At 68.9% G+C, this 24,873-nt stretch carries 20 protein-coding genes; 10 read left to right on the plus strand and 10 right to left on the minus strand.

Annotated features, from left to right (window positions below; genetic code table 11):
* Positions 1-5: 5 nt before the first annotated feature.
* On the minus strand, positions 6-194 hold the full coding sequence (locus tag ACHZD8_RS04400) for a hypothetical protein (RefSeq protein WP_394768936.1): 189 nt from the start codon (positions 192-194) through the stop codon (positions 6-8).
* Positions 195-247: 53 nt separating this feature from the next.
* Here ACHZD8_RS04400 and ACHZD8_RS04405 point away from each other — a divergent pair, with 53 nt between their 5' ends.
* Positions 248-706 (plus strand): DUF2269 family protein, encoded by a 459-nt coding sequence (locus ACHZD8_RS04405; RefSeq protein ID WP_394768937.1) that lies wholly within the window; start codon positions 248-250, stop codon positions 704-706.
* A 12-nt stretch (positions 707-718) separates the two neighbouring features.
* Here ACHZD8_RS04405 and ACHZD8_RS04410 read toward each other — a convergent pair whose 3' ends face one another.
* From ACHZD8_RS04410 to ACHZD8_RS04425, 4 genes are all read right to left on the minus strand, one after another.
* Positions 719-2,611: a heavy metal translocating P-type ATPase gene (locus ACHZD8_RS04410; protein WP_394768938.1), complete on the minus strand. Its 1,893-nt coding sequence runs from the start codon at positions 2,609-2,611 to the stop codon at positions 719-721.
* On the minus strand, positions 2,608-3,507 hold the full coding sequence (locus ACHZD8_RS04415; RefSeq protein WP_394768939.1) for a universal stress protein: 900 nt from the start codon (positions 3,505-3,507) through the stop codon (positions 2,608-2,610). Before ACHZD8_RS04415 ends, ACHZD8_RS04410 begins: the two co-directional genes overlap by 4 nt.
* 67 nt (positions 3,508-3,574) lie before the next feature.
* Complete coding sequence (locus tag ACHZD8_RS04420; RefSeq protein WP_394768940.1) at positions 3,575-4,213, minus strand: response regulator; 639 nt, start codon at positions 4,211-4,213, stop codon at positions 3,575-3,577.
* A 24-nt stretch (positions 4,214-4,237) separates the two neighbouring features.
* The gene (locus tag ACHZD8_RS04425; RefSeq protein WP_394768941.1) at positions 4,238-5,944 is read right to left on the minus strand and encodes a GAF domain-containing protein; all 1,707 of its coding nucleotides are present in this window, start codon (positions 5,942-5,944) and stop codon (positions 4,238-4,240) included.
* 200 nt (positions 5,945-6,144) lie between these two features.
* Between ACHZD8_RS04425 and ACHZD8_RS04430 the strand changes: the two genes are divergently transcribed.
* The 7 genes from ACHZD8_RS04430 to ACHZD8_RS04460 all read left to right on the plus strand — a co-directional run bounded on the left by ACHZD8_RS04430 (position 6,145) and on the right by ACHZD8_RS04460 (position 14,036).
* Complete coding sequence (locus ACHZD8_RS04430; RefSeq protein ID WP_394768942.1) at positions 6,145-7,065, plus strand: universal stress protein; 921 nt, start codon at positions 6,145-6,147, stop codon at positions 7,063-7,065.
* Positions 7,028-7,570: a flavodoxin domain-containing protein gene (locus ACHZD8_RS04435; RefSeq protein ID WP_394768943.1), complete on the plus strand. Its 543-nt coding sequence runs from the start codon at positions 7,028-7,030 to the stop codon at positions 7,568-7,570. Before ACHZD8_RS04430 ends, ACHZD8_RS04435 begins: the two co-directional genes overlap by 38 nt.
* Positions 7,571-7,732: 162 nt before the next feature.
* Entirely contained in the window at positions 7,733-9,145 is a 1,413-nt protein-coding gene (locus tag ACHZD8_RS04440) for a cytochrome ubiquinol oxidase subunit I (protein WP_394768944.1), read from the plus strand.
* Between the two features lie 9 nt (positions 9,146-9,154).
* Positions 9,155-10,171 carry a cytochrome d ubiquinol oxidase subunit II gene (gene cydB / locus ACHZD8_RS04445; RefSeq protein WP_394768945.1) on the plus strand — a complete coding sequence of 339 codons (1,017 nt, stop codon included), beginning with the start codon at positions 9,155-9,157 and terminating at the stop codon, positions 10,169-10,171.
* 7 nt (positions 10,172-10,178) lie between these two features.
* Positions 10,179-11,816, plus strand: a complete 1,638-nt coding sequence (gene cydD / locus ACHZD8_RS04450) for a thiol reductant ABC exporter subunit CydD (RefSeq protein WP_394768946.1) — start codon at positions 10,179-10,181, stop codon at positions 11,814-11,816.
* Positions 11,809-13,563 (plus strand): thiol reductant ABC exporter subunit CydC, encoded by a 1,755-nt coding sequence (cydC, locus tag ACHZD8_RS04455; protein ID WP_394768947.1) that lies wholly within the window; start codon positions 11,809-11,811, stop codon positions 13,561-13,563. Before cydD ends, cydC begins: the two co-directional genes overlap by 8 nt.
* Before the next feature lie 23 nt (positions 13,564-13,586).
* Positions 13,587-14,036: a pyridoxamine 5'-phosphate oxidase family protein gene (locus tag ACHZD8_RS04460; protein WP_394768948.1), complete on the plus strand. Its 450-nt coding sequence runs from the start codon at positions 13,587-13,589 to the stop codon at positions 14,034-14,036.
* Between the two features lie 75 nt (positions 14,037-14,111).
* On the opposite strand, the gene mgtA is transcribed toward ACHZD8_RS04460, so the two are convergent.
* The 4 genes from mgtA to ACHZD8_RS04480 form a co-directional block, all read right to left on the minus strand.
* Entirely contained in the window at positions 14,112-16,772 is a 2,661-nt protein-coding gene (gene mgtA, locus ACHZD8_RS04465; protein WP_394768949.1) for a magnesium-translocating P-type ATPase, read from the minus strand.
* 8 nt (positions 16,773-16,780) lie between these two features.
* Positions 16,781-19,252, minus strand: coding sequence for a phosphoketolase (locus tag ACHZD8_RS04470; RefSeq protein ID WP_394768950.1), 2,472 nt, complete (start codon positions 19,250-19,252; stop codon positions 16,781-16,783).
* A gap of 147 nt (positions 19,253-19,399) precedes the next feature.
* On the minus strand, positions 19,400-21,124 hold the full coding sequence (locus tag ACHZD8_RS04475; RefSeq protein WP_394768951.1) for an alkaline phosphatase family protein: 1,725 nt from the start codon (positions 21,122-21,124) through the stop codon (positions 19,400-19,402).
* Positions 21,125-21,159: 35 nt separating this feature from the next.
* Positions 21,160-21,891, minus strand: coding sequence for a VIT family protein (locus ACHZD8_RS04480; protein WP_394768952.1), 732 nt, complete (start codon positions 21,889-21,891; stop codon positions 21,160-21,162).
* 174 nt (positions 21,892-22,065) lie between these two features.
* Here ACHZD8_RS04480 and ACHZD8_RS04485 point away from each other — a divergent pair, with 174 nt between their 5' ends.
* A complete protein-coding gene (locus ACHZD8_RS04485; RefSeq protein ID WP_394768954.1) occupies positions 22,066-23,472 on the plus strand; it encodes a protein kinase in 1,407 nt (468 codons plus the stop codon).
* Between the two features lie 33 nt (positions 23,473-23,505).
* On the opposite strand, the gene ACHZD8_RS04490 is transcribed toward ACHZD8_RS04485, so the two are convergent.
* Positions 23,506-23,850, minus strand: a complete 345-nt coding sequence (locus ACHZD8_RS04490; protein WP_394768956.1) for a hypothetical protein — start codon at positions 23,848-23,850, stop codon at positions 23,506-23,508.
* 170 nt (positions 23,851-24,020) lie between these two features.
* Here ACHZD8_RS04490 and ACHZD8_RS04495 point away from each other — a divergent pair, with 170 nt between their 5' ends.
* Entirely contained in the window at positions 24,021-24,503 is a 483-nt protein-coding gene (locus ACHZD8_RS04495) for a hypothetical protein (protein ID WP_394768958.1), read from the plus strand.
* Positions 24,504-24,873: the final 370 nt, after the last annotated feature.

Genomic DNA, 24,873 nt, shown 5'->3' on the forward strand with positions numbered 1-24,873 from the left:
GGACGCTAAGGTCGACGACCGCCCGCGCGGCGCAGGAAGCCGACGACGGCTGTGATCGCGAAGAGCACGATTCCGAGCACCGCGAGCCACAGCAGGCCCTTGATCACGAAGCCCAGAATGGAGAGGACCAGCCAGAGCACGAGCAAAACGACGACGATCACGATGAGCATGGCGATCAGTTTACGCCGCGGCATCCCCTCCCCTCGGCGGGTCACCGGGCGGTCGGGACGTCACTAGGCTGTGGCCCATGGAAACTCTCGTGAATGTCTTGCATGTCGTCGGCGCCGTGTTCATCGTCGGACCGATGGCGATCCTGCCGATGAGCGCGATGCGAGCGATCCGTGCTCGCAATGCGTCCCAGGTGGGGCTGCTGGCCAAGTCCACCAACCTGTTCAGCCTCCTCTCGCTGCTGGTTGTCGTGTTGGGATTCGCTCTCATGGGCATGACAGACCCGAAGGAGAAGCTCTCGATGACCACGCCGTGGATCCTGATCTCCCTGATCCTCTACGTGATCGCCATCGTCTTGAGCCTCGCGCTGGTGGTGCCGACGCTGCGTCGAGCGGCGGCCGACCTCGAGTCTGCGGGTGCGACGCCCGCTGCAGCGACGGCTGTGGCCGCGCCCCGCTACCCGGCGATCGCCGCCGGCTCGGGGATCGTGTCGCTCCTGCTCGTCGCCGTGGTCGTGCTCATGGTCTGGCAGCCCTGACCCGACCGCCGGTCAACGGCCGAGTCGGCGGTCCGGCCGCTCCACGAGTCCCCGCAGGGCGTACAGGATGACCAGGAGGTCCACGACCTCCTGCAGCGCCGCCCCGACGATGGCAGGGAGCACGCCGAACGTCGCCACGATCATGAGCGCGAGGCTCAGCGCGATGCCGAGCCAGATCGCTCGCAACGCCGTGCCGTTGGTCTGCCAGCCGATGGTGATCGCGCGAACGACGCGTGACAGGTCGTCGACCATGATCACGACATCCGCCGATTCGCTGGCTGCCGTCGACCCTCGCGCGCCCATCGCCACCCCGATGTCGGCCACCGCGAGCACGGGCGCGTCATTGACCCCGTCCCCCACCATCATCACCGGCCGGTCGGTGATGCTCCTCACGGCCTCCACCTTCTGCTCCGGGAGGCACTGGGCGCGCACCTCCGTGATTCCCAACTCCTCTGCCACGTGCTGCGCGGTGGCGGCGAGGTCGCCGGAGATGAGGATCGTGCGTCGCACGCCGAGTCGCGACAGCTGAGCCAGGGTGGACTTCGCGTTGTCCCGCACGCGGTCGGAGAGCACGATTTCGCCCGCAAAGTCACCGTCGACCGCCGCATAGACCGCCAACTGCCCGGACCGCGGGGGCGGCGAGTCGATCTCGCCGGCGAGCCCGGACACGAACCTCCGCTTGCCGACGGTGATCCGCCTGCCGCCGACCGTGGCGGTGACCCCGGCGGCCGTCTCCTCGTGGATGTCGGTGGCCGGCTGGAGTGCCAGGCCGGCCGCGAGGGCGGCATCGACGATCGCCGAGGCGAGCACGTGCGGGGAATACTGCTCGACGGAAGCCACGAGCGAGAGCAGGTCGTTGGCGGCGAGCGATCCACGAGGCAGCACTCCGACGACCGTGGGCAACCCCAGGGTGAGGGTGCCTGTCTTGTCGAAGGCGACGGTCTTCACCCGGGAGAGCTGCTCGAGCACCTGCCCCGACTTGACGATAACGCCCGCCTTGGCCGATCGGCTCATCCCGGCGATGAAGGCCACCGGCGCGGCGATCAGGAGCGGGCACGGGGTCGCCACCACCAGCACCTCCGCGAACCTCACCGGCTCCCCGCTCACCCACCAGGCGAAGCCGGCGATGGCGACGGACACCAGCGTGAACGGCACCGCGAATCTGTCGGCGAGCCGCACGAGCGGCGCCCGACTCTGGGCAGCGGAGGCGACGAGCTGCACGACCCGCTGGTATTGGCTGTCGGCCGCCACCGCGGTCGCGCGGAGGCGGATGGCCGACTCCCCGTTCACGCTGCCGCTCAGCACCAGCTCCCCCGCGCCGCGCTCGACCGGGAGGCTCTCTCCGGTGAGCTGCGACTCGTCGAACGTCGCGATCTCGGAGAGCAGCGTGCCGTCGACCGGCACGACCTCGCCCGGTCGCACCAGCAGCTCGTCTCCCAGGGCCACACCGTCGATGGGGATCTCGACGACCGAGTCCCCGTCCCCGACCCGATGCGCCGACTGCGGCGCCCGCGCGAGGAGCGCGGTCAATTCCCGGCGCGCACGGCGCCCGGCGAAGTCTTCGAGCGCCTCCCCGCCCGACAGCATCAGCACGATCACCAGGCTCGCCCAGAACTCGCCGACGGCGACGGTGGCCAGGATCGCGGCGATCGCGAGAATATCGACGCCGGCATGCCCCCGGATGAGGTCGCGCAGCATCCGCCAGCCGCGCACGGCGGCCATCACCAGGGCGTACCCGCTCACGACCCACCGGGCGACGTCGTGGGCGCCGGCAAGCCAGATCACTCCCCCGAGCACACCGACCAGGACGGTCGCCGCGACGACGGGATACCGGGCGAAGACACGCGACGCGGTGCGGACCTCGGCGGCGACTCCCGCCCGGGACTCCAGGCGCGTTTCGCTCACGTCGTGGCTGCCGCCGCCGTGCGGCTCGGCGAGCTCGTCTGGGCCGCGTCCGGCGCCGGGCTGTGCACCACGACCGCCGGCACCTCGAGATTGAGCATCACTTCGTGACTGACGGAACCGAGCAGAGTGCGACCAACGAGGCGTCGGCTCTGGCTTCCGACCACGACGAGCGCCGCGGACGGCGAGGCCTCGAGGATCGAGCGCGGGATGTGGCCGCGCGCGGTGCGTCCAGAGACGCGGAGGTCCGGGAATTCGTGGGTGATGATCGCGAGGCACTGGTCGAGGACGAGGTCGTGGGCCTCCTGCAACTGAAGCAGGAACTCCGGCTCCAGCGGGAACGCGTCGAGCCAGATGTTCGGTTCGAGCCAGCCGTGGATCACGGTGAGCACCTCGCCGCGTCGCTCCGCCTCGCGTGCCGCGAACCTCGCGGCGTTGAGGGATGCTTCGGACCCGTCGACCCCCACCACGACTCCCTCCCGCTCGCCCCGCGACGCCGGGACGATGGCCACCGGACCCGGGGCGGATGCCGCGAGTCTGAGTCCGATGGACGCGCCACGCAGCACTCGCCTCGCGGTTCGATCGTGGACACCGACGGCGATGAGCGAACCGGGCTCCGATCGGGAGAGGAGCCTGTCATACGGTTCGCCCAGCACGACCTCACTGAGCACTGTCACCCCGGGCGCCGACTCCATCGCCAGCTGGGCATCCTTTGCGGCAAGAGTTCGCGCGGTCTCCAGGTCGTGCCGGCTGGTGGCGATGTCGCCGAAGACCCAGAACAACGTCACGGTGCCGTTGCGCGGACGTTCCCGGTCGATCGCCCAGGCAAGGGCGGCGTGGGCGGCGGGAGAACGATCCCACCCCACGACGGTCTGTTCGGCGCGATTCGTAGCATCCATGAGCCCATGCTCACGGCGTCCCCTTCGAGACGTTAGAGCACAAAGTCCCCCGCTGCCGGGGCGACGGCTACTGGTCGGTGTGCAGCGTGCCCAGGTGGAGCACGGCCGCCTGGGTCCTGCGCTGCAGGCCGAGTTTGCTGAGCAGGCTCGACACGTAATTCTTTACCGTCTTTTCGGCGAGCGAGAGCTCCACGCCGATCTGCCGGTTGGTGAGGCCGTCGGCGATGAGGGAAAGGATCTGGCGTTCGCGGGCACTGAGCGAGCCCAGGCGGGGATCGCTGTCCCTGGTGTGTTCCATCCGCTGGACGACCCGCCTCGACAGCGCCGGATCGATGAGCGTGCGGCCGGCCGCCACCTTGCGGATCGACTCGACGAGTCCGCTGCCTCGCACGTCCTTGAGCACATAGCCGGCCGCCCCGGCCACGACCGCGGCCGAGAGCGCCTCGTCGTCGTCGTAGGCGGTGACCATGAGGCACCGAACCTCCGGGCTCTTCGAACGCACGTCGCGGCACACGTCGATGCCGTTCCCGTCCGGCAGGCGCACGTCGAGCAGCGCCACGTCGGGCAGGGTCGCCGCGATCCTTGCTCGGGCCTGGGCGGCGGTTCCGGCCTCGCCCACAACCTCGATGTCGGGCTCGGCGTTGAGCAGGTCGGCAATGCCTCGGCGCACGATCTCGTGATCGTCAACCAAGAAAACTCGGATCATCGGGTCGCTCCGTCCATCGGTCGTTCAGTCTGCCAGGTCGAAGGGGACGCTCCACCGCACACGCGTCCCGGTGTCGTCGGACTCCAGGCTGAAGGTGCCACGGCGCCGCAGGGCGCGCTCCTCCAGATTAGCGAGGCCGCTCCGGCGTGGACTAGCGGAGACTCCCCCGACCCCGTCGTCGGCGATCTCGAGCACCACCCAGCCGTCCGTGGCGGCGAGCGAGACGGTGGTGTTCTCCGCCTCGGCGTACTTGGCGGAGTTCGTGAGCGCCTCCCGGGTCACGGCGATCACGTCGTCGGCGAGGCCGTCGGTCACCACGAGGTCCACGGGTCCCGAGAACTGCACGGCGGGGGTGCGAGCGAGGCCGGGGGCGAGCTCGTTGGCGAGGTCGATGATCCAGTGCCGCACCGTGTCCCTACGGTCGGCCGACTGCGAGGAGAGCGCGAAGATCACGGTCCGGATCTGCGCGATGGCCGCATCCAGACTGGAGACGCTCTGAATCACCCGGTCCGCCTCGGGCGACGGCGCGATCGCCCCGGCGAGGCTCTGCAACTCCAGCCCGGTGGCGAAGAGCTGCTGGATGACGTGATCGTGCAGGTCACGGGCGATGCGTCCGCGGTCCTCGAGGAGCAGCATCCGCTGGCGGGTCGCCCTGGCCTTGGCGAGCTCCATGGCCACGCTCGCCTGGCCCGCGAAGTCCGCGGCCATTTCGAGGTCGGCGGGAGAGAAACTCATCGAGTCATGGAGTCGGGCGACGATGAGGGCGCCCTCGGCCTGGCTGCCGACCATGAGCGGGAGCGCCATCACCGGGCCGAGCCTCGCACCGCTGGGCAGCGAGATCTCGTCTCGGTCGCCGTCATTGACGAGGCGGGGATGCAGTCCCTCGAGCACGCTGCCCGCGATCGAGCCCTCGGCGTCCACGAGCGTCCCCTCGAGGGACTCCTCATCCACGCCGCGGGCCGTGCCCACCGCGAGTTTCGCGGGGTCGTCGGTGGGGAGCACGACACAGACGAGATCCGCCTCGGAAAGAAGAAGGACCCGGCCGACGAGGATGGAGATCGAGTCGCTGCGCTCGGAGGAGAGAAGCGCGGACGTCACCTCGGCCGATGCGGCCGCCCAGGCCTGGCGACGCCGGGTCTCGGCGAAGAGGCGGGCGTTGTCGATGGCAAAGCCGGCGGTGGCGGCGAGCGCCGTCACGAGTTCTTCGTCCTCCTTGCTGAACTTGCCCGACGCCTGGTTGGTGAGGTAGAGATTGCCGTACACCTCGTCGCGCACGCGGACCGGCACGCCGAGAAAGCTGTCCATGCTGGGGTGCGACGCCGGGAATCCGGCGGAACGGGAGTCCTCGGAGAGGTGACGCAGCCGAATCGGCCGCGGGTCGTCGATGAGGGCGCCGAGCAGCCCGTGCCCCTCCGGGAGATGCCCGATCGACTTCGCCTGCTCCGGCGGCATCCCGACGTTGATGAACTGCTCGAGTCCGCCCTGCGGCGCGATCACGCCGAGCGCGCCGTACTGGGCCCCCACGAGCCCCACCGCGGACTCGACGATCCTGCGCAGCACCACCGGGAGTTCGAGTTGCGCGACCACCGCCTGGTTGGCCCTGAGGAGCGCGCGGAGCCTGCCCTGGGTGGTGAGAACCTCCTGGGCGCGGTCCACGAGTTCGCTCAGCGCCCGGTCGAGCTCGGCGCGCGGTTCGTCGGGGAAGGTCAGGGAGTCATCTTCGCTCGTCACGGCTACACCTCAACTCACTGGCGACGCGGACATCCGCCCGGCACGGTCCTCGTAAGCGTGAGTTTATCCCCGGTTTGCCTTCTTTCGTGCGCAAAGGAGCGGCTCCGTCGGCCGGTGGGACCAAAGCCCCTTTCGCAGATGGGCCGAGTTCGGCACTATGGACGAGCCGACAAGCGGCACACGGCAGGGAGGCCCGCACCATGGAACGCACCATCCTGGCGGGGATCGATGGGTCGTCACCCAGCCGCTCCGCGCTCACCTGGACGATGCGGCGCGCCGCGGCCACCGGCGCGGGCGTGCTGCTCGTGCACGTGGTCGATGACGAATGGGGCATGATCGGCACCCTCGCCCTCGAGGAGATCCACCGCTCGGCCCGAGAACTCGTGGAGGCGGAGTCGGAATACGCGCGGTCTCTGGAACCGACGGTTGCGGTGACGAGCGAGGTGCTCCGCGGCGACCCGATGGTCGAACTCGCGAGCGCCTCCGCACGCTCGGAACTGGTGGTCGTCGGCACCCACAAGACCGGGTTCCTGCACGGAAGGGCCTTCGGCTCCCGAAGCCTCCAGCTCGCGGCGAGCGCCCAGGCGCCGGTCGCGATCATTCCGGAGTCCTCGGTGCGAAACCGCCGGGGAATCGTGGCGGGAGTCGACGACTCCACTGCGGGCTGGGCGGCCGTGCGATTCGCCGCGGCGGAGGCCGAGCGCACCGGGCAGGACCTCACCCTCGTCCGCTCGTGGCGGCTCCCCCAGTTGCGGCTGGACCCGGATGACCGCACCCTCCAGCACGAGAAGCTCGTGCACGCGGCCGTCGAGCAGATGATGGCCGACGCCGTGTCGCTGGCCAAGGAGCACTGCGTCACCGTGTCGGTGAAGTCCCGCACGATGCGCCGAACTCCGGCGGAGGCCCTCATCGAGGCCTCCACCTCTGCTCGGTTGCTCGTGATCGGTAGTTCACGCCGCCACGGTCTGGCCCAACGGGCCCTGGGCCCGGTGAGCCACGATGTGCTCCTCAACCTCGCCGGCCCGACGCTCGTGGTCCATGGTGACCAGGATGCCGACGACACCGAACGGGAGGAAGCCCGGGATGAAGGCGCTCGTGATCTACGAGTCGATGTTCGGTAGCACCAGAAGAATCGCGGAGCAGATTGCAGCCGGCCTCGCCGGGTCGTCGACGGTGGTGCTCGTGACGGTGCACGACGCGGACCCGCTGGGCATCGGGCTGGCCGACCTCATCGTGGTCGGGGCACCGACCCACCTGCACGGCATGAGCATGCCCGCCACCCGAGCCGCAGCGGTCGCCATGTCCAACGACCCGCAGCGGCACCTCGCGCTGGAGTCCGGCGCCGTCGGCGGCGGGGTGCGCGAATGGCTCGAGACCGTGCCGACCGGGCCCGGGCTCTTCGCGGCGTTCGACACACGGCGGGACATGGCCCGCATCCTCACCGGGGCGGCGTCCGTGTCGATCGGAAGGTCCCTCGCCCGCCGTGGTCTGCATCAGGTATCCCGCCGTTCGAGCTTTCTCGTAGACGACAGCGAGGCCATCAAGGCCGGCGAACTCGAGCGTGCCCGCGCGTGGGGCGAACGGATCGGGCGCCTGGCGACGGCCGCCCTCACGACCGCGCCCTAGACCTTCGCAACTGTCGGGACCAAAGACCCTCTCCGGCACACCCTCGGAAAATAATCTTGCCCTGCCCCGATGACGGTGTGACCGCCTGAACGGACACGCCCACGCGGCGGCATTCGACACCCTTCGTCGCGAACACAGCGTTCGCCGGAAAAGGAGCGCCCCGTGAACGACCTGCTCAGTCCCCTCGTGCTATCGCAATGGCAGTTCGGGTTGACGACGATCTACCACTTCCTGTTCGTGCCGATCACCATCGGCATGGCAACGACGACGGCGGTGTTCCAAACGGCCTGGGTGCGCACCTCCAAGGCCAAGTACCTTCAGCTCACCCACTTCTTCGGCAAGCTGTTCCTGATCAACTTCGCCATGGGCGTCGTCACCGGCATCGTGCAGGAATTCCAGTTCGGCATGAACTGGTCGACCTACTCCCGCTTCGTCGGCGATGTCTTCGGGGCGCCTCTCGCGCTCGAGGGCCTGCTGGCGTTCTTTCTCGAGGCCACCTTCATCGGACTGTGGATCTTCGGCTGGGACAAGCTGCCCCGCGGCCTGCACCTCGCCACCATCTGGCTCACCGCGGTCGGCACGATCCTGTCCGCCTACTTCATCATCGCGGCGAACGCCTTCATGCAGAATCCGGTGGGCTTCGAGCTGAACAAGGTGCGCGGGCGGGCGGAACTCACCGACATCTGGGCGGTGCTCTCCAACAAGGTCGCTCTCGCCGCCTTCCCGCACACGATCGTCGCGTCATTCATGGTGTCCGCCGCCCTTGTGATCTGCGTCGCGGCCTGGCACCTGGCCCGCAACCAGCACCTCGACACCATGCGTCCCGCCATCAAGTTCGGCATGTGGACGATGATCGGCGCCGGCATCCTCACCGTGCTGACCGGCGACCAGCTCGGTCTCGCGATGGTGTCCACCCAGCCGATGAAGATGGCCGCGGCGGAGGCGCTGTACAAGACGTCGAGCGGGGCCGACGCCTCGTTCTCGATCTTCACCCTCGGCACACCGGACGGGGTGAGCGAGCTGTTCTCCATCCGCATCCCGTACCTGCTGTCGTTCCTGTCGACCCACACGCTCAACGGGACGGTCGAGGGAATCAACGACCTGCAGTCGCAGTACACGACGCTGTACGGACCGGGCGACTACACGCCGGTGATCTGGGTCACCTACTGGGCGTTCCGCTGGATGATCGGCCTCGGCCTTCTTTCGGTGATCATCTCGATCGTGGGCCTCTGGCTCATCCGCGGTGGCCGGATGCCGAAGCAGCGCTGGGTCTGGCGGGTGGCGGTCTGGGCGTTCCCGCTCCCGCTGGCCGCGATGATCATGGGCTGGATCTTCACCGAGATGGGGCGCCAGCCGTGGATCGTCTTCAGCCTGCTCAAGACCAAGGACGGGGTCTCCCCCAACATCACCGGTCTCGACGTGCTGATCTCGATCATCGCCTTCACCCTCATCTACGGGGCCCTCGCCGTCGTCGAGTTCCGCCTCATCAAGCGGGCGGCGCAGAAGGGTCCGGATGACGCGGTCCCCCTCGACGACACCTCCGGCCGTCCGTCCGACGCCGTCACGGTCTACTAGGAGCACACCATGGATCTCTCCCTACTCTGGTTCGGCATTGTCGGCTTCCTCTTCATCGGGTGCTTCGTGCTCGACGGCTTCGACTTCGGCGTGGGAATGGCCCTGCCATTCCTCGGCCGCGACGAGATCGACCGACGCGTCATGATCAACACGATCGGCCCGGTCTGGGACCTCAACGAGACCTGGCTGATCGTGGCCGGTGCCTCTCTCTTCGCCGCGTTCCCCGAGTGGTACGCCACCCTCTTCAGCGGCTTCTACCTGGCGCTGCTGCTCATCCTGCTCGCGCTCATCGTGCGCGGGGTGTCGTTCGAGTACCGCCACCACCGCCCGGAGTCCCGCTGGAGGAGCTGGTTCGACGGGATGATCGTGGTCGGCTCGGCCGTGCCGGCCCTGCTCTGGGGCGTCGCCTTCGCCAACATCGTGCAGGGAGTGGCACTCGACTCGAACCACAACTACACCGGAACGCTGTTCGACCTGCTCAACCCCTACGCCCTGCTCGGCGGCCTGACGACCCTGCTGCTGTTCTTCACCCACGGCGTGGTCTTCATCTCGCTGCGGACGGACGGCGACCTTCGGCTTCGGGCGCAACGGCTCGCCGTGCGCTCCGGCATCGTCACGATCGTCGTCGCGGCGTCGTTCCTGCTCTGGACCAACCTGGCCCACGGCAAACCGCTCTCCTGGATTCTGGCGGGGGCGGCGGCCGTGCTGCTCATCGGCTCGTTCATCGCCAACTTCCGGGCGAAGGAGCGTGGCGCGTTCAGCCTCATGGCCGTCACCATCGCGGTCGCGGTGCTGAGCCTCTTCGCCGCCCTCTACCCCAACGTGATGCCGGCGAGCAACAACCCGGCGAACAGCCTCACGATCGCGAACGCGTCGAGCACGCCGTACACGCTCACCGTGATGAGCTGGACGGCCCTGATCTTCCTCCCGCTGGTCGTGGTGTACCAAGGCTGGACGTACTGGGTGTTCCGCAAGCGCGTCACCCGGGCATCCATTCCGCAGCCCACGAGCACGACGGTGAGCTGACCAGGCGGTGCGACCGTTCGACCCCCGCCTGCTGCGCTACGCGACCGCCGCGCGCGCCTTCCTGGTGCTCTCCGGCGCGCTCGGGGTCGCACGCACGGCGTGCACTGTCGCGTTCTGCTGGCTCTTGTCACGCGTCCTGGTGGACGCCATCCACGGCGTCCCGCTCGAGGCGGCCTGGGGCGGGATCGGGGCCCTCGCCGCGGTGGGGGTGCTGCGGGCCTCCCTCGTCTGGCTCGCCGACTCCGGCTCCGCCCGCGGCTCCGCGCTGGTGAAGAGCCAGTTGCGCCGGCGGCTCGTCGCCGGGCTGGCGAGGCTCGGTCCCGGCTGGCTCGCCGGCCGCAACCGGGCCGAGATCGTCACCACGGCCGGGCACGGTCTCGAGGCCCTCGACGGGTACTTCTCGCTCTTCCTGCCGCAGCTGGTGCTCACCGCGGTGGCCACGCCGGTGATCGTGATCGTGATGATGCTGCAGGATGCCACGAGCGGCATCGCGGTGCTCGTCACGCTGCCCCTGATCCCGCTCTTCATGGTGCTGATCGGCTGGGCGACCCAGACCGTGCAGCGGGCACAGTGGCGCAGCCTCACCCACCTCTCCAGCCGGTTCCTCGACCTCGTGAACGGGCTGGCCACGCTCAAGATCTTCGGACGGGCCGAACGCCAACGATCCCGCATCCAGGCGATCACCGAGGGCTACCGGGCCGAGACCATGAAGGTGCTGCGCATCTCCTTCCTCAGCGGGTTCGCCCTCGAACTCATCGCCAGCCTCTCTGTGGCCCTCGTCGCCGTCTCGGTCGGCCTGCGGCTCGTGAACGGCGACCTCGGCCTCGGAGTCGGCCTGTTCGTTCTCCTGCTCGCCCCCGAGGCGTTCCTCCCGCTCCGGCGGGTCGGCGCCAACTACCACGCCGCGGCAGACGGCATCGCGGCCGCCGAGGACGTCTTCGTGATCCTCGATGCGGCGGACGCGGTCGCACCGGCGCCGAGTGTCGCCTCGAACCGGTCGCCCGGCGCACTCTCGCCGGCCGGCATCCGCTTCTCGCAGGTGACCGTCGACTACGACGGTGACCGCGCCGTGCATCCATTCAGCGCCGAGATCGTTGCCGGGAGGGTGACAGTGCTCGCCGGGCCGAGCGGGTCTGGCAAGTCCAGCATCATCGCCTCCCTGCTCGGATTCGTGCCGTATGCCGGCGACATCGACATCGCCGGCGACCCGTCCGCCGACCGGCTCGATTCGGTTGCCTGGGCCGGGCAGAACGCCGGCCTCCTCGAGGGGACCGTCGCCGCAAACGTCGCGCTCGGCGCGCCGAGCGTCGACCGCGCCCTCGTGGAGCGGGCGCTCGCGCTGGCGGCCGCCACGGAACTGCACCCGGACTCGCCGGTGTCGGCGAACGGCGGAGGGCTCTCCGGCGGGCAGGCGGACCGGGTGGCGGTGGCCAGGGCCATCTACCGCTGCCTCGACCGCGGCTGCCCCATCCTCGTGCTCGACGAACCGAGCGCCGCACTCGACGGCGACACCGAGGCCGAGCTTCTCGTCGGACTGCGCGCTCTCGCGGCGGCCGGGGTCACCGTGCTGGTGGCGAGCCACCGGCCGGCCGTGCTCGCGGCGGCCGACGACGTGATCCGGATGGCGGTGCCCGCGAATGCCTGACTCGCGACTGCCGGATGCTCGAACGCTGGCCGTGCTGCGCCTCGCCCAGCCGCGCCTCGCCCGGTTCGCCCCTGGCGCTCTGCTGGGCCTGTTGTCGGCGGCGAGTTCCGTCGCCCTGCTCGCCACCTCGGCGTGGCTCATCACCCGGGCGGCCGAACATCCGCCGATCCTCTTTCTCTCCGCGGCGATCGTCGGCGTGCGCGCCTTCGCGCTGGGCAGGGCCGGATTCCGCTATGCCGACAGGCTCGCCAGCCACGATGCAGCCTTCCGCCAGCTCGCTGCCGTGCGGGTGGGCATCTATTCGCGGCTCGTGCCGCTCGCGCCGGACGGACTGGGCGCGACCGGGCGCGGCGACCTCCTCACCCGTCTCGTCAACGACGTGGACGAGTTGCAGAACCTGCCGCTGCGGGTCGTTCAGCCTCTCGTGACCGCCGCGGTCACCGCCGTACTCAGCGTGATCGGCATCTTCCTTGTCCTTCCCGCGGCGGGGCTCGCCCTCGCGGTGGCCCTGGCGGTGGGGTTCACCGTCTCGACCGCCGCCCACTCGGCGATCGCTGCGGGAGCAGAACGAGCCATCGCCCCCCTCCGCGGCGCCCTGGGCGACCGCCTGCTCGAGTTCGTCAACGGCCTCGACGTGTTCATCGCCTTCGGCGCCGTCGCGGAGCGCCAGGCCGCCGTTGACGAGGCGGATGTCCGGCTTCGCCGGGCGACTCTCGCTCGCGCCGCCGGCGCGGGGGTGACCGCGGCTGTACTCTCGGCGCTCGCCGCCCTCGCGGCGGTCGGCGGGCTGGTCGTCGGCATCCCGGCCCTCGCCCAGGGCGCGATCACCGGCCCGGCCCTGGCCGTCATCGCCCTCGTTCCCCTTGCGGTCTTCGACGTGGTCGGCACCGCCCCGCTCGCCATGGCGGCCTGGCGGCAGGTGCGATCGAGCGCCGAACGCATCGCGGCGTCCGTGCCCGCCGACCCCCCGGTGGAACTGCCGTCGGCGCTCGCCGGCGCACCGAGTGCGAAGACACGGCGCCCACGGCCCGCAGCACCAGACGGAACCGTGCTCGAACTCGTCGACGTGGCGGCGACCTGGCCCGGCGCCGCCGAACCGGCCGTGCACGGGGTGAGCGTGCGGCTGCAGCGCGGGGACCGCCTCGTCGTGCGCGGTCCGAGCGGCTCGGGAAAGACGACCCTCGCCCATCTGCTCGTGCGCTTCCTCGACTACTCGGGCAGCTTCCGCCTCGGCGGAGTCGAGGCCAGGGACCTGCCGCTCGAGACCGTGCGCGCCACCATCGGCCTGGTCGAGCAGTCGCCGTATCTCTTCGACGAGAGCGTTCGTCAGAACCTGCTGTTTGCGCGGGACACCGCCTCCGACGACGAGCTGGTGGCCGCACTGGAGCGGGTCGGTCTGGCGTCCTGGCTGCGCGAGCGGGGCGGGCTGGATGCCCTGGTCGGTGACGCCGGATCGCTCGTGTCTGGCGGACAGGCCGGGCGGATCGCCCTCGCCAGGGCACTCCTGGCGGACTTCCCGGTGATCGTCTTCGACGAACCGACCGCGAACGTCGAACCGCGGCTCGCCGAGCTGCTGCTGCGCGACATCCTGTCGATCGCGACGGACGAGCACCGCACGGACATCCTCATCTCGCACCTGCCCGTGCCGGATGAGCTCGTCTCGCACCGCCTCGACCTCGACTCGGGACGCGCGCTCGAGGTGGCAGGGACCTTCGACCCTACGACGAGGAGCACCCCCGCCCTTTAATGACAGGACGGGAGGAGCACGCCATGTCACAACAGGAAGAGAACGTCGATCTCTGGTCTCCCCAGGGGCCGGTCACGGTGCTCACCGAGGCCGAGTCGTGGGAGTTGCTCGACGGATCGGCCTTCGGCAGGCTCGGCGTGAGCGTCGCGAACCAGCCCGAGATCTTCCCGATCAATTACTACGCCGACGGGGACACGATCCTCTTCCGTACCTCCGAGGGCACCAAGCTGCTCGAGTTGACCATCAACTCGAACGTCGCATTCGAGGCGGATGCCTACACCGACGAGTGGGCTTGGAGCGTGATCGTGAAGGGCCGCGCCCAGGTTATCGAGAACCAGGAACAGATCTTCGAGGCGGACCAGCTTCCGCTCAGCCCCTGGATCCCGACCCTCAAGTACATCTACGTGCGCATCACGCCGACAGAGATCACCGGGCGCCGCTTTCTGCGCGCACCGGAACCGGAGCGCTACTAGCCGCCCCGGACGGGACCAGGCCGCACCCACCCTCCTGGGCACATTTGTGGTGCTGGTGCGACCTGGTTCCCGAACTCAGGATCGGGGTGGGGAGAGCCTCTCCGGGCTGCTGAACCGCGCGGCGCGGCGGGCGATCCGGTGGGCTCTTCCACGCACTCGCGGCACCACCACAGCGGGGCGCGGGCGGGCGAACAGCCGGGTCTTCGCCAGCTCCACGAGAACGAGGTAGACCAGGATCATGCCGACGAGCGCAATGAAGAACGGTGCGGGCAACGGCGTGAATCCGAGAACGCCGGAGATCGGCGAGAACGGCAGGTACGCGCCGATCGCGACGACACCGAGCACCGCGCTGAGCAGCCCGACCGAGGTCCGGCTCCTGAAGAACGGCACCCGCCGGGTACGGATCGCGAAGATGATGAGCGTCTGGGTCGCGAGCGACTCGATGAACCAGCCGGCCCGGAACTCCCCCGGTGCCGCATGGAAGACCACGAGCATCAGGGCGAAGGTGGCGAAGTCGAAGAGCGAGCTGATCGGGCCGAACACGAGCATGAAGCGCCGGATGAACTTGATGTCCCAGTGCGACGGCGCCACCAGCTGCTCCCGGTCCACCCGGTCTCCCGGAATCGCCAGTTGGCTGCTGTCGTAGAGCAGGTTGTTCAGCAGAATCTGGCCGGGCAGCATCGGCAGGAAGCTCAGGGCCACCGACGCGACGGACGCGCTGAACATGTTGCCGAAGTTGCTCGAGGTGCCCATGAGCACGTACTTGATGGTGTTGGAGAAGATTCGGCGCCCCTCCATCACGCCCTGGGCGAGAACGCCGAGGTCCTTGTCGAGCAGGATGATGTCGGCGGCATCCTTGGCGACATCCGTGGCGCTGTCCACCGAGATGCCGAGGTCCGCACGGTGCAGGGCGAGCGCGTCGTTGACACCGTCGCCCAGGAATCCCACCGCGCGCCCCTGGTGCCTCAGCTGGGCGATGATGCGGGCCTTCTGCTCCGGGGAGACCCGGGCGAAGATTCCCGCCCGACGCACGGCGTCGGCCAGCGCGACATCGGAGAGGGCATCGATCTGCACCCCGGTGAGAGTCTCGCCGGACTCCAGCCCCAGGTCCCGGCACACCTTCTCCGCCACCTTCGCGTTGTCCCCCGTGGCGATCTTGACCGTGATGCCGAGGGCGGCGAGCTGGGCCAGAGACTCGCGGGCATTCGCCTTCGGAGGGTCGACGAAGACGAGGAATCCGGCGAGGGTCAGGTCCTTCTCATCCGCGGCACTGATGGAGCCGAGCCCGGTCGCCACGCGAGTCGCCACGGCGACGACGCGAGAGCCTTGGTCGTACTGGCCGTCGAGCAGCGCCTGGGCCCCCGCTGGCACGTTCACACAGCACGCCATCACGTCTTCCGGCGAGCCCTTCGTGAGAAGGAGCACCTGGCCGGTCGCCTCGCGCACCAGTACGCTCGTCATCCGGCGCTGGTGGTCGAAGGGCGTCACGTCGAGCTGGGTGACCGTGGCCACGTCGACGGCCGCGGCATCCGGCGATTCCCAGAGGGCCGAGTCCAGGGGGTTCTGGCCCAGAACGGACACCTTCGGCCGCGAGTAGTCCACCTCGGTCGCCAGCAACCCCCAACGGAAGACCTCCCGGGCGGTCGGCCCGCCGTCGGCGGGGAGGGCGGCCGTGAAGCCGATCCGGCCCTCGGTGAGGGTGCCGGTCTTGTCGGTGACCAGCACATCCATGTCGCCGAGGTCCTCGATGCAGATGAGGCGCTTGACGAGCACCCGGCGACGGGCGAGCGCCCGGCTGCCGGTGGCCAGGCTCGTGCTCACCACGGCCGGCAGCAGCTGCGGGGTGATGCCCACGGCGATGGCGAGCGAGAAGAGCAGCGATTCGAGCAGCGGGCGGTGCAGCAGAAGGTTCGCCACAAAGATCAGGGCCGTGAGGGCGATGGCCACCTCGAGCAGCAGCACCGAGAACCGGCTCAGGCCCAGCTGGAACTCCGTCTGGGGCTGCCGGGTGCTCAGGCCCATCGCGATGCGTCCGAATTCGGCCCGGCCGCCGGTCGCCACGACCATCCCCGTGCAGCTTCCGGCGTGGATGATCGTGCCCATGAAGACGCAGGAGCTGAGGTCGCCGAGGGCGGCGCCGGCCAACACCGGCGCGACCGACTTCTCCACCGGCAGCGACTCCCCGGTGAGGATCCCCTCCTCACAGAGCAGGTCTTCGCTGGCGATCACCCGGATGTCCGCCGGGATCACCGCGCCGAGCGCGAGGCGCACGACATCGCCGGGGACGAGGTCGATCACGTTCACCTCGATGGGGCTGCCGTCGCGAATCGCGATCGCGCGATGGGCGATGTTGGAATGCAGCGCCTCCGACGCCCGTTCGGCCCGGTATTCGTTGCCGAAGCCGAGTCCCACGCTCACGATCACGATCAGGCCGATCACGATCGAGTCGGTGGTCTGCCCGACGAAGAGCGAGATGCCGGCCGTGACCACCAGCAGGATCAGGATGGGGCTGCGCAGCTGGCGGCCGAGCACCGCCCAGCCGTTCGCCTTGTGGGTTCTGAGCGCGTTCGGCCCGACCAGCGCCAGCCGACGAGCCGCCTCGGCGCTGGTCAGGCCGCCGGGCGTCGAGCCGAGCGCGTCCGCGACCTCGTCCACGTCGCGCGCCGCCGCATCCTCGATCGACAGCGAACCGACCGTCTCCGGCGCGAGAGATCGCCCGGCGACTCCCGTTGTCATCCCACGCCTCAGGCGCCCAGGACGGCGTCCGCCCCGGTGTCCATGGCGTCTCCGGTCGGCTCCTCGGTCTGGCCGGGCCGGGGGTCGAGCCAGCCCCAGCCGAGAACATCCGGGCTGTCGATGCCATTCTCGTAGGCGTAGGCACGATGGCGGGCGCGCTCGTCGTCGAAGTGCTGGGCGAGCCCCGCGTAGCGTTCGCCGAGCCCTGGCACGTGCCGGATCACGTCCATCGCGAGGCGGTAGCGATCGAGATCGTTGAGCATGAGCATGTCGAACGGCGTCGTCGTCGTGCCCTTCTCCTTGAAGCCGCGCACGTGGATGTTGTCATGGTTGGTGCGGCGATAGGCGAGCTGGTGCACGAGGGCCGGGTAGCCGTGGAAGGCGAAGATCACCGGCTTGCTCGTGGTGAAGATGGCGTCGAAGTCGTTGTTCGGCATGCCGTGCGGGTGCTCGAGCGGATCCTGCAGCCGCATCAGGTCGACGACGTTGACGAAGCGCACCCGAAGCTCGGGGATGTTCTGCCGAAGCAGGTGCACCGCCGCCATGGCCTCGAGCGTCGGAACGTCCCCGGCCGCCGCGAGAACGACGTGGACGTCTTCTCCATCGCGCTCGGTGCCTGCCCAGTCCCAGATGCCGATTCCCCGCGCGCCGTGGATGCGCGACTCCTCGAGGCTGAGGAAGGTCGGCGCCGGCTGCTTGCCGGCCACGATCACGTTCACGTAGTCGCGGGTGGCCAGGCAGTGCTCGGCGGTCACGAGCAGGCCGTTGGCGTCTGACGGGAGATACACCCGAACGACCTTGGCGCTCTTGCTCACCACGTGGTTGAGGAATCCGGGATCCTGGTGCGAGAACCCGTTGTGATCCTGCCGCCAGACGTGCGAACTCAGCAGGTAGGTGAAGGAGGCGACCGGGCGCCGCCAGGGCACGTGCGCGCTCGACTCCAGCCACTTCGCGTGCTGATTGAACATGGAGTCGACCACGTGGATGAACGCCTCGTACGAGTTCATCAGCCCGTGCCTGCCGCTCAGCAGGTAGCCCTCGAGCAGGCCCTGGATGAGGTTCTCACTCAGGATCTCGATGACCTTGCCCTCGGGTTCGAGGTGTTCGTCGGTCGGCTCGAACGAGCCCTGCCACTGCTTGGCGGTGACCTCGTACACTCCGTCCAGGCGGTTGGAGGCCGTCTCGTCCGGTCCGAAGATGCGGAAGTTGTCTGGATTGGCCTTGACCACATCGGCGAGCCAGTGTCCGAGCACCCGAGTGGCCTCCGACGTGACCCCGCGGCGCGCGCTCACATCCACCTGCCGGTTCTCGATCGGCGGGAGGGCGAGGTCACGCAGCAGCAGGCCGCCATTGGAGGCGGGGATGGCGCTCATCCGCTTCGTGCCTCGGGGCCTGATCGACTCGAGGGTGGGAGTGGGCTTGCCCTCGCGGTCGAAGAGCTCCCGCGGGTGATAGCTGTGCATCCACGCCTCGAGCAGGGCCAGGTGTTCCGGGTTCTCGCGCACCTCGGCGAGCGGCACCTGGTGGGCACGCCAGGTGCCCTCCACCGGCACCCCGTCGACGAACCGAGGGCCCGTCCAGCCCTTCGGCGTGCGCAGGATGATCATCGGCCAGGCCGGCCGCCCCACGGAGCGGCCGCTTCTCGCGCGACGCTTGATGCTCTGGATGTCGTCGAACGCCTGCTCGAGCACCGAGGCCATGGCGTCGTGCACGGCCATCGGATCCTCGCCGTCGAACCCGCCCGAGACGATTCGCGGTGAGTAGCCGTAGCCGCGGAAGAGGGCGAGCAGCTCGTCCTCCGGGATCCTGGCGAGCACCGCGGGGTTCGCGATCTTGTAGCCGTTGAGGTTGAGGATCGGCAGCACGACGCCGTCGGTCTGCGGGTTGAGGAACTTGTTGAGGTGCCAGCTCGCGGCAAGGGTGCCCGTCTCGGCCTCTCCGTCGCCGATCACGCAGGCCACGGTGAGCGACGGGTTGTCCAGCGCGGCCCCGTAGGCGTGAACCAGCGAATAGCCGAGCTCCCCGCCCTCGTGAATGGATCCGGGCGTCTCGGGCGAGGCGTGCGACGGGATGCCGCCGGGGAAGGAGAACTGCCGGAACAGCTCCGCCATGCCGGCGGCATCCTGGCTCACGTTGGGGAACAGGTCCGAATACGTGCCGTCGAGCCAGGCGTTGGCGACCATGGCCGGTCCGCCGTGCCCCGGTCCCGCGACGTAGAGCACGTTCGCCTCGCGCTGCACGATGATGCGGTTCAGGTGCGCGTAGATGAGGTTGAGCGCCGGCGACGTGCCCCAGTGGCCGAGCAGCCTCGGCTTGATGTGCTCGGGGGTGAGATCGGCGGTGAGCAACGGGTTCGTCTTGAGGTAGATCTGTCCCACTGTGAGATAGTTGGCGGCCCTCCACCATTCGTCCACCACGTGAAGCGGGTAACTGGATCGGGTTGCGAGTTCGTGCGAGGTGGATTCCGAGGACGATGCCATTCGGTGATGATCCTTTCGTTGCCTCTGACAGGGTAGACAGAGGGCCAAACAGGCGGACAGGGCCGAAGGTCCTAGACTGCCGCCAGCGTACTCTTAAGCACGACTCGCCCTCGAAGTCCCACCCCTCCCGCGTCGTGGGGAGGAGGGTCAGCCGAAGAGTTGTCGGCCGTGTTTCTCGAGCAGTTCGTGCGCGTCGGTGTAGGTCTTCGGCAGCGGGTCCCCCGGCTGTCCGTACTTGGCGAGCAGGATGCTCAGCAGGGCGACGGCGGGCGGGCTGAGGGCCGGGCCTCCGCTCGCCCCCGTGGCGGGCGCCGTGGCCTCGGGGTTCGGCGGCACATAGTGCGCGGTGGTGACCGGCCAGGTGGACGGTTGCCGAGGCGAGGTCCCGGTCGTGGCGGTGGCGAGGGTCCTGGTCTGCCGGTCGCGCTCGGTGAGCGGCGGCAGGTCGTACTTCTCGCAGAGTGTGCCGATCACCGCTCCGTGGTGCATGCGCTGATTGATCACCGTCCCCGCCGGGGTGTAGGCCGAGATCGCTATCGTCGGCACGCGCACCCCGAGCCGGTCGAAACCGAAGCCGAACTCGCCGGGGCTCGACGCCGAGTCGCCCGGGGGCGCGGCGGCCGGCGGCGGCACGTGATCGAAGGTGCCACCGGTCTCGTCGAAGGTGACGAGCAGCATCGTGTTGAGCGCGTTCGACCCGTCGTGCGAGGCGCTCGTGCGCACCGACTCGTAGACCTCGTGCAGCAGGGCGTCCCCCGCCCGGGCATCCGAGACCCCGCCGCCCACGACCGTCTTGCCGTCCACCTCGGCGGCCGTCATTGCCCCCACCGGTGGATGCATGTCGTTGTGGTTGTAGATCATGCGCGGCTCGATGAAGCTGTAGGCGGGCAGGGTCCCGGCCGCCGCATCCTCGTGGAACTGCTTCATGGTGCGGAAGTTGGTCTTCCAATACGGTTCGAGCTGCGGCGCGTGGATGAGCCCGGTCAGAGACACCAGTTGGCTCTCGTCGAAGTAGACGGCCCAGCGGATGCCCGCGTCCTCGAGCCGGTTGAAGATCGTGGGCGCGGTGTTGCGCTGGGGATCTATCCACTTGGCGAAGCCCAGCTTGCCCTTATTGTCCACGAAGCCGTGCGAGGTCGACGCGTGGAAGAACGAGCGGTTGCAGAAGGTCTGCGACGGCACGGCGCTGAACCAGTGGTCGTAGACCGCGAAGTCCTTCGCCAGGGTCGAGAACACGGGCAGCATCGACGGGGTGAAGCTGCCCATGATCACGCCGTACTGCTCGGGCGTGGGCTCGACGCCCTGGTGGTGCACCCGGTAGGCGTTGATGTAATCCTCGACGAAGCCCGACATCGTCGGCCGTGCGCCAGTGGGCGGGGCGTTGAAGGGCGCCCGCATCGACCCGACCTTGGCCGTGGCATTTTCCGGCGGGTCGACCACCCCGAAGAGTTGCGTGTTGATGTGCGGATACTCCTCGCCGGCGTTCGGGTTGGGGCTGCTCATGACGGCGTCGGTGGGCCCGCTGTACGGATGGGCGGAGACGACAGTGCCGTCTGGTGCGGTGTTGGTCTTCGGGGTGCCCTCGAGCCCGTCGAACACCTGGCCGGCCGGCAGGGGGAAGCCCTGCGACGAGTAGAGGTAGCCGAGCAGATTATCGAACGAGCGGTTCTCGAACATCAGCACCACGAGATGGTCGAAGCCGGCGCCCCCGCTCCGTTCCGGAAGGTCCGTCTTTCGGGGCGTCGAGGTGCCGACGAGCGAACCGATCCCGACGCCCGCCGCGGTTCCGACGGCCAGCCCGGCCGCCGTCCAGGCCGCCCCGCGGAGGAATCGGCGCCGGTACGGGGCTCGCTCGCTGTCGTCGCCGGTCATGGGGCTGAGGTTACATCAGGATGCGGGCCCGTCGGCTACACTATGCCGGTCGTGCCGAGGAGCGCACCGATGGCGAAGGTGACGATGAGGGCCAACGCGCCCCCGACGACGACGCGCACGGCGGCGGTGAGACGCGAGCTGCCGCCGAGATGCGCCCCGACCAGACCGGTCGCGGCGAGGGCGATGAGCACGACCACGAAGGTGGCTGGAACCCGCCAGGCGGCCGGCGGCAGAAGGATCACGATGAGGGGAAGCAGGCCGCCGATGAGGAAGGCCACGGCCGAGGCGAACGCCGCGTGCCAGGGGCTCGCTACGTCGTTCTCCACGATGTTGAGCTCGGCCGAGAGATGGGCGGCAAGAGCGTCGTGTTTGGTCAGTTCGGTGGCCACCTGCCACGAGGTCTCCTCGGAGAGGCCCTTCGACCGGTAGATTCCGGCGAGCTCGGCCAGCTCCTCCTCTGGCGACTCCAGCAGTTCGCGTCGCTCCTTCGCGATCAGGGCACGTTCGCTGTCGCGCTGACTGCTCACCGAGACGTACTCGCCCAGCGCCATGGAGATGCCACCACCGACGAGGGCGGCCACGCCGGCGGTGAGGATCACGGCGGTATTGGTGGTCGCCCCGGCGACTCCCACCACGAGCGCGGCGACGGACACGATGCCGTCGTTGGCACCGAGCACTCCCGCTCGCAGCCAGTTGAGACGCTGGGCGGTGCCGTCCCGATGGGGTTCGAGGTCGTGCTGCTGGGGAATCGGCTGGTCTGTGCTCACGTGCACAGCAAAACACGCCCGGGCTCGCCCGTCCAGCAAGGTCAGGCTTCCCTGACCTGCTTCTTTTACTGCGGACGCGGTCGATTGTCAACCGTCACGCCGAAATCTTGCCCCGGTCATTCATTACGCGAGAATTAACTCGCACCCGCACCCGAGCGGAGGCGCAGTCAGGAGATGGCAGACGTGGATGCACCGGAGCAAGTGCTGCTGCGCGGTCGGTACCGTGTCGGCGAACTCCTCGGACGCGGTGGCGGCGGTTCCGTCTACCGCGCTCACGACGAGTTCCTCGCGAGGGACGTCGCCGTCAAGATCTTCCCGGCGAGCACCGACGAGACCGAGACCCGCCGCCAAGAGGCGGAGGTCAACGTGCTCGCCAGTCTCAACCACCACAGTCTCGTCACCCTCCTCGACGCGGCCATCGACCGGGACGAGTTCGACAGCCCTCGCATCTACTTCGTTATGGCGCTCGTCGAGGGCGAGGACCTGAAGAGGCGCATCGCCCGCGAGCCGCTCACCCCGCGGGAGATCGCCCACATCGGCTACGACCTGGCCGAGGGCCTGCAGTACATCCACCACCTGGGGGTGGTGCACCGGGACATCAAGCCGGCGAACATCCTCATGGTGGACTACCAGAACCACAGCACGCGTCCCCGGGCCAAGCTCACCGACTTCGGGATTGCCCTGCGCACCGACGACGAGCGCTCCACCGCGGTCGGCCTCACCACCGGCACGGCGGCGTACCTCAGCCCGGAACAGGTTCGCCAGACTCCGGTCGGTCCTCCGAGCGACGTCTATTCGCTCGGTCTGGTGCTTCTCGAGTGCTTCACGCGTGAGGTCGCCTTCCCGGGCGACCCCGTGCCATCCGCCGTAGCAAGGGTGCTCGGCGCGCCGCACCTGCCGGACGACCTGCCGGAGGACTGGCGGATACTCCTCTCCGCGATGACCGCGCAGAATCCGGACGACAGGCCGGATGCCGACGACCTCGTTCTCGCGCTGAGGCAGGCGGTGATCTCCGAGACCGGACGGCACCGGCACGATCTTCAGCTCATCCCGGCGAACGAGTCGGAGCGCCTCGAGGCGATTCGCCGCTACGACCTCGTCAACGCGCCGCAGAACGGATCGTTCGACCGCATCACTGCGATCGCCGCCCGAGTGTTCTCCGTTCCGATCGCGATCGTGAGCGTCGTGGACCACGACAGGATCTGGTTCTCCTCGCATCACGGTCTCGACATCGACGAGATCGGACGCGATGCGGGACTCTGCGCATCCGCGATCCTGCAGGACGGACCGTGGGTGGTGGAAGACGCACGAATCGATCCGAGGGCGTTGGCCAATCCTCTCGTCGCGGGAGAATTCGGCCTCCAGTTCTACGCCGGAGTGCCGCTTCGCACCCACGACGGGTTCCAGCTCGGCACCCTCTGTGTTCTCGACTTCTCCCCGAGGAAGGCCACAGATGCCGAACTCGCCACGCTCACAGACCTCGCCGCCCTCGTGATGAATGAACTCGAACTGCGTCTCGCGGTTCGGGGCATCGAACGCATGGTGGCGACACCGACCGCCGAGATGCGCGTCATCGCCTGACCGACGGCGGCCCAACGTAGCCGCTGGAAGAGCTCACACGTCGTCGGAGTACTCCGACGTCGAATCAGCGCTCTCGAACGGCGAGGCGTGCAGCACATGGCTCGACGCGCCGAGAGTCGCTGCCCGCTCTCGCAGGAGCCGCACGGAATCAGAGGTGTCGGGCTCGTCGAAGTCCGAATCCACGTCGAAGGCGATGAGTTCGCTGGCCGGTCCGATCACGAGGCTGACCGTGATGAGCCGCCCGTCGTCGCGCAACGAAGGCACCTCGATGACCTCGGCGATGTTGTTGATGGCGGCGGCGGCCGCAAAGAGCAACAGCGCCTCCGCCGCGTCGTCGCTCGTGATGAAGGACTCGCCGCCGTACGAAACGATTTTCATATCAACACCGTCCTCCTGTTTCGCCGAATTGGGGAGGCCCTTGCGCAAACTCGAAGGTTTCTCCTCGTGACCGCGGCGCCCGTGGGACTTTAGGCTCTCTCCCCCTCCCCGCTGCGCGGCAGCATGGTGCGCAGACGACGCCCGCCGCGGCGGGAGAAACGAGGCGACTCATGGATCTCTCCCGGGCTGTCCGCCAGGTGCTCACTTGGGTGCTCGCGCTCGTCGCGGTGAGCGCCATCGCCGGCGGAGTCGCGCTCATCATCGGCTCGGTCTCCCCCGATCTCGCGACCGTGCTCTCGCCGCCCACGGCCTACCTGACAGGCTCCCCCTTCTCGTCCTACCTCGTGCCCGGAATTCTGCTTGCGGTGCTGGTGGGTGGACTGCACGGCGCGGCCTTCGTCCTGACCTTCCGGCGCGAGCGCTGGCACCTTCTCGCGGCCGCGACCTGCGGGTACGAGATGCTCATCTGGATCTTCGTGCAGATGGTCTTCATCCCCTTCAGCCCGTTGCAGGTCGCGTACATCGTGATCGGGATGCTCGAGGTGGGGCTGGTGCTCGTGCTCCTCGGTTTGTTCTCCCCGGCTGCGACGAACGGCCGCCGACACGGGCTGCTGCACATCGAGTTCGACGTCGACGCGAAGGCTCGACGCTGATGCTGCTTCGACTCCGAAACACCGCTACGGACGTTCGCGTGTCGCGGTCGGCGATGTTGCGGATCTCGTGGTTGTGGACCTCGACCGCTCGCGGCCGCCCTCCGCCGTCGGTCGGACCGTGTTCTGCAGGACGGGGCCCGGAGGCTTGGGTGTATACCCCGCAGACTCTAGTTGTGCAGGACAGCCTGTGCAGGACACTGCAGGCAACCTCGCCGTCCGCCCGAGTCGTCCTGCGGAACCCGTCCTGCCGTCCTGCGCAACGCGTCCTGCACATCTGGAGTCTGCGGGGGTGGGCACCCGTGGACGGCGGCACCGTCCTGCACAACGCGTGCCAGGCGATCGGAGCCCGCCCATCAGCCGGTGAACCAAG

It is taken from the genome of Lacisediminihabitans sp. (assembly GCF_043726815.1).
GTDB lineage: Bacteria > Actinomycetota > Actinomycetes > Actinomycetales > Microbacteriaceae > Lacisediminihabitans.

Bases quoted from the DNA above. Each gene is read 5' to 3' on its own strand.
- ACHZD8_RS04495 (WP_394768958.1), top strand. From the start codon at position 24,021: ATGGATCTCTCCCGGGCTGTCCGCCAGGTGCTCACTTGGGTGCTCGCG.
- ACHZD8_RS04405 (WP_394768937.1), top strand. From the start codon at position 248: ATGGAAACTCTCGTGAATGTCTTGCATGTCGTCGGCGCCGTGTTCATC.
- ACHZD8_RS04435 (WP_394768943.1), top strand. From the start codon at position 7,028: ATGAAGGCGCTCGTGATCTACGAGTCGATGTTCGGTAGCACCAGAAGA.
- ACHZD8_RS04400 (WP_394768936.1), bottom strand. From the start codon at position 194: ATGCCGCGGCGTAAACTGATCGCCATGCTCATCGTGATCGTCGTCGTT.
- cydB (WP_394768945.1), top strand. From the start codon at position 9,155: ATGGATCTCTCCCTACTCTGGTTCGGCATTGTCGGCTTCCTCTTCATC.
- cydC (WP_394768947.1), top strand. From the start codon at position 11,809: ATGCCTGACTCGCGACTGCCGGATGCTCGAACGCTGGCCGTGCTGCGC.
- ACHZD8_RS04415 (WP_394768939.1), bottom strand. From the start codon at position 3,507: ATGGATGCTACGAATCGCGCCGAACAGACCGTCGTGGGGTGGGATCGT.
- ACHZD8_RS04420 (WP_394768940.1), bottom strand. From the start codon at position 4,213: ATGATCCGAGTTTTCTTGGTTGACGATCACGAGATCGTGCGCCGAGGC.
- ACHZD8_RS04475 (WP_394768951.1), bottom strand. From the start codon at position 21,124: ATGACCGGCGACGACAGCGAGCGAGCCCCGTACCGGCGCCGATTCCTC.
- ACHZD8_RS04470 (WP_394768950.1), bottom strand. From the start codon at position 19,252: ATGGCATCGTCCTCGGAATCCACCTCGCACGAACTCGCAACCCGATCC.
- mgtA (WP_394768949.1), bottom strand. From the start codon at position 16,772: ATGACAACGGGAGTCGCCGGGCGATCTCTCGCGCCGGAGACGGTCGGT.
- ACHZD8_RS04485 (WP_394768954.1), top strand. From the start codon at position 22,066: ATGGCAGACGTGGATGCACCGGAGCAAGTGCTGCTGCGCGGTCGGTAC.
- ACHZD8_RS04490 (WP_394768956.1), bottom strand. From the start codon at position 23,850: ATGAAAATCGTTTCGTACGGCGGCGAGTCCTTCATCACGAGCGACGAC.
- ACHZD8_RS04430 (WP_394768942.1), top strand. From the start codon at position 6,145: ATGGAACGCACCATCCTGGCGGGGATCGATGGGTCGTCACCCAGCCGC.
- ACHZD8_RS04460 (WP_394768948.1), top strand. From the start codon at position 13,587: ATGTCACAACAGGAAGAGAACGTCGATCTCTGGTCTCCCCAGGGGCCG.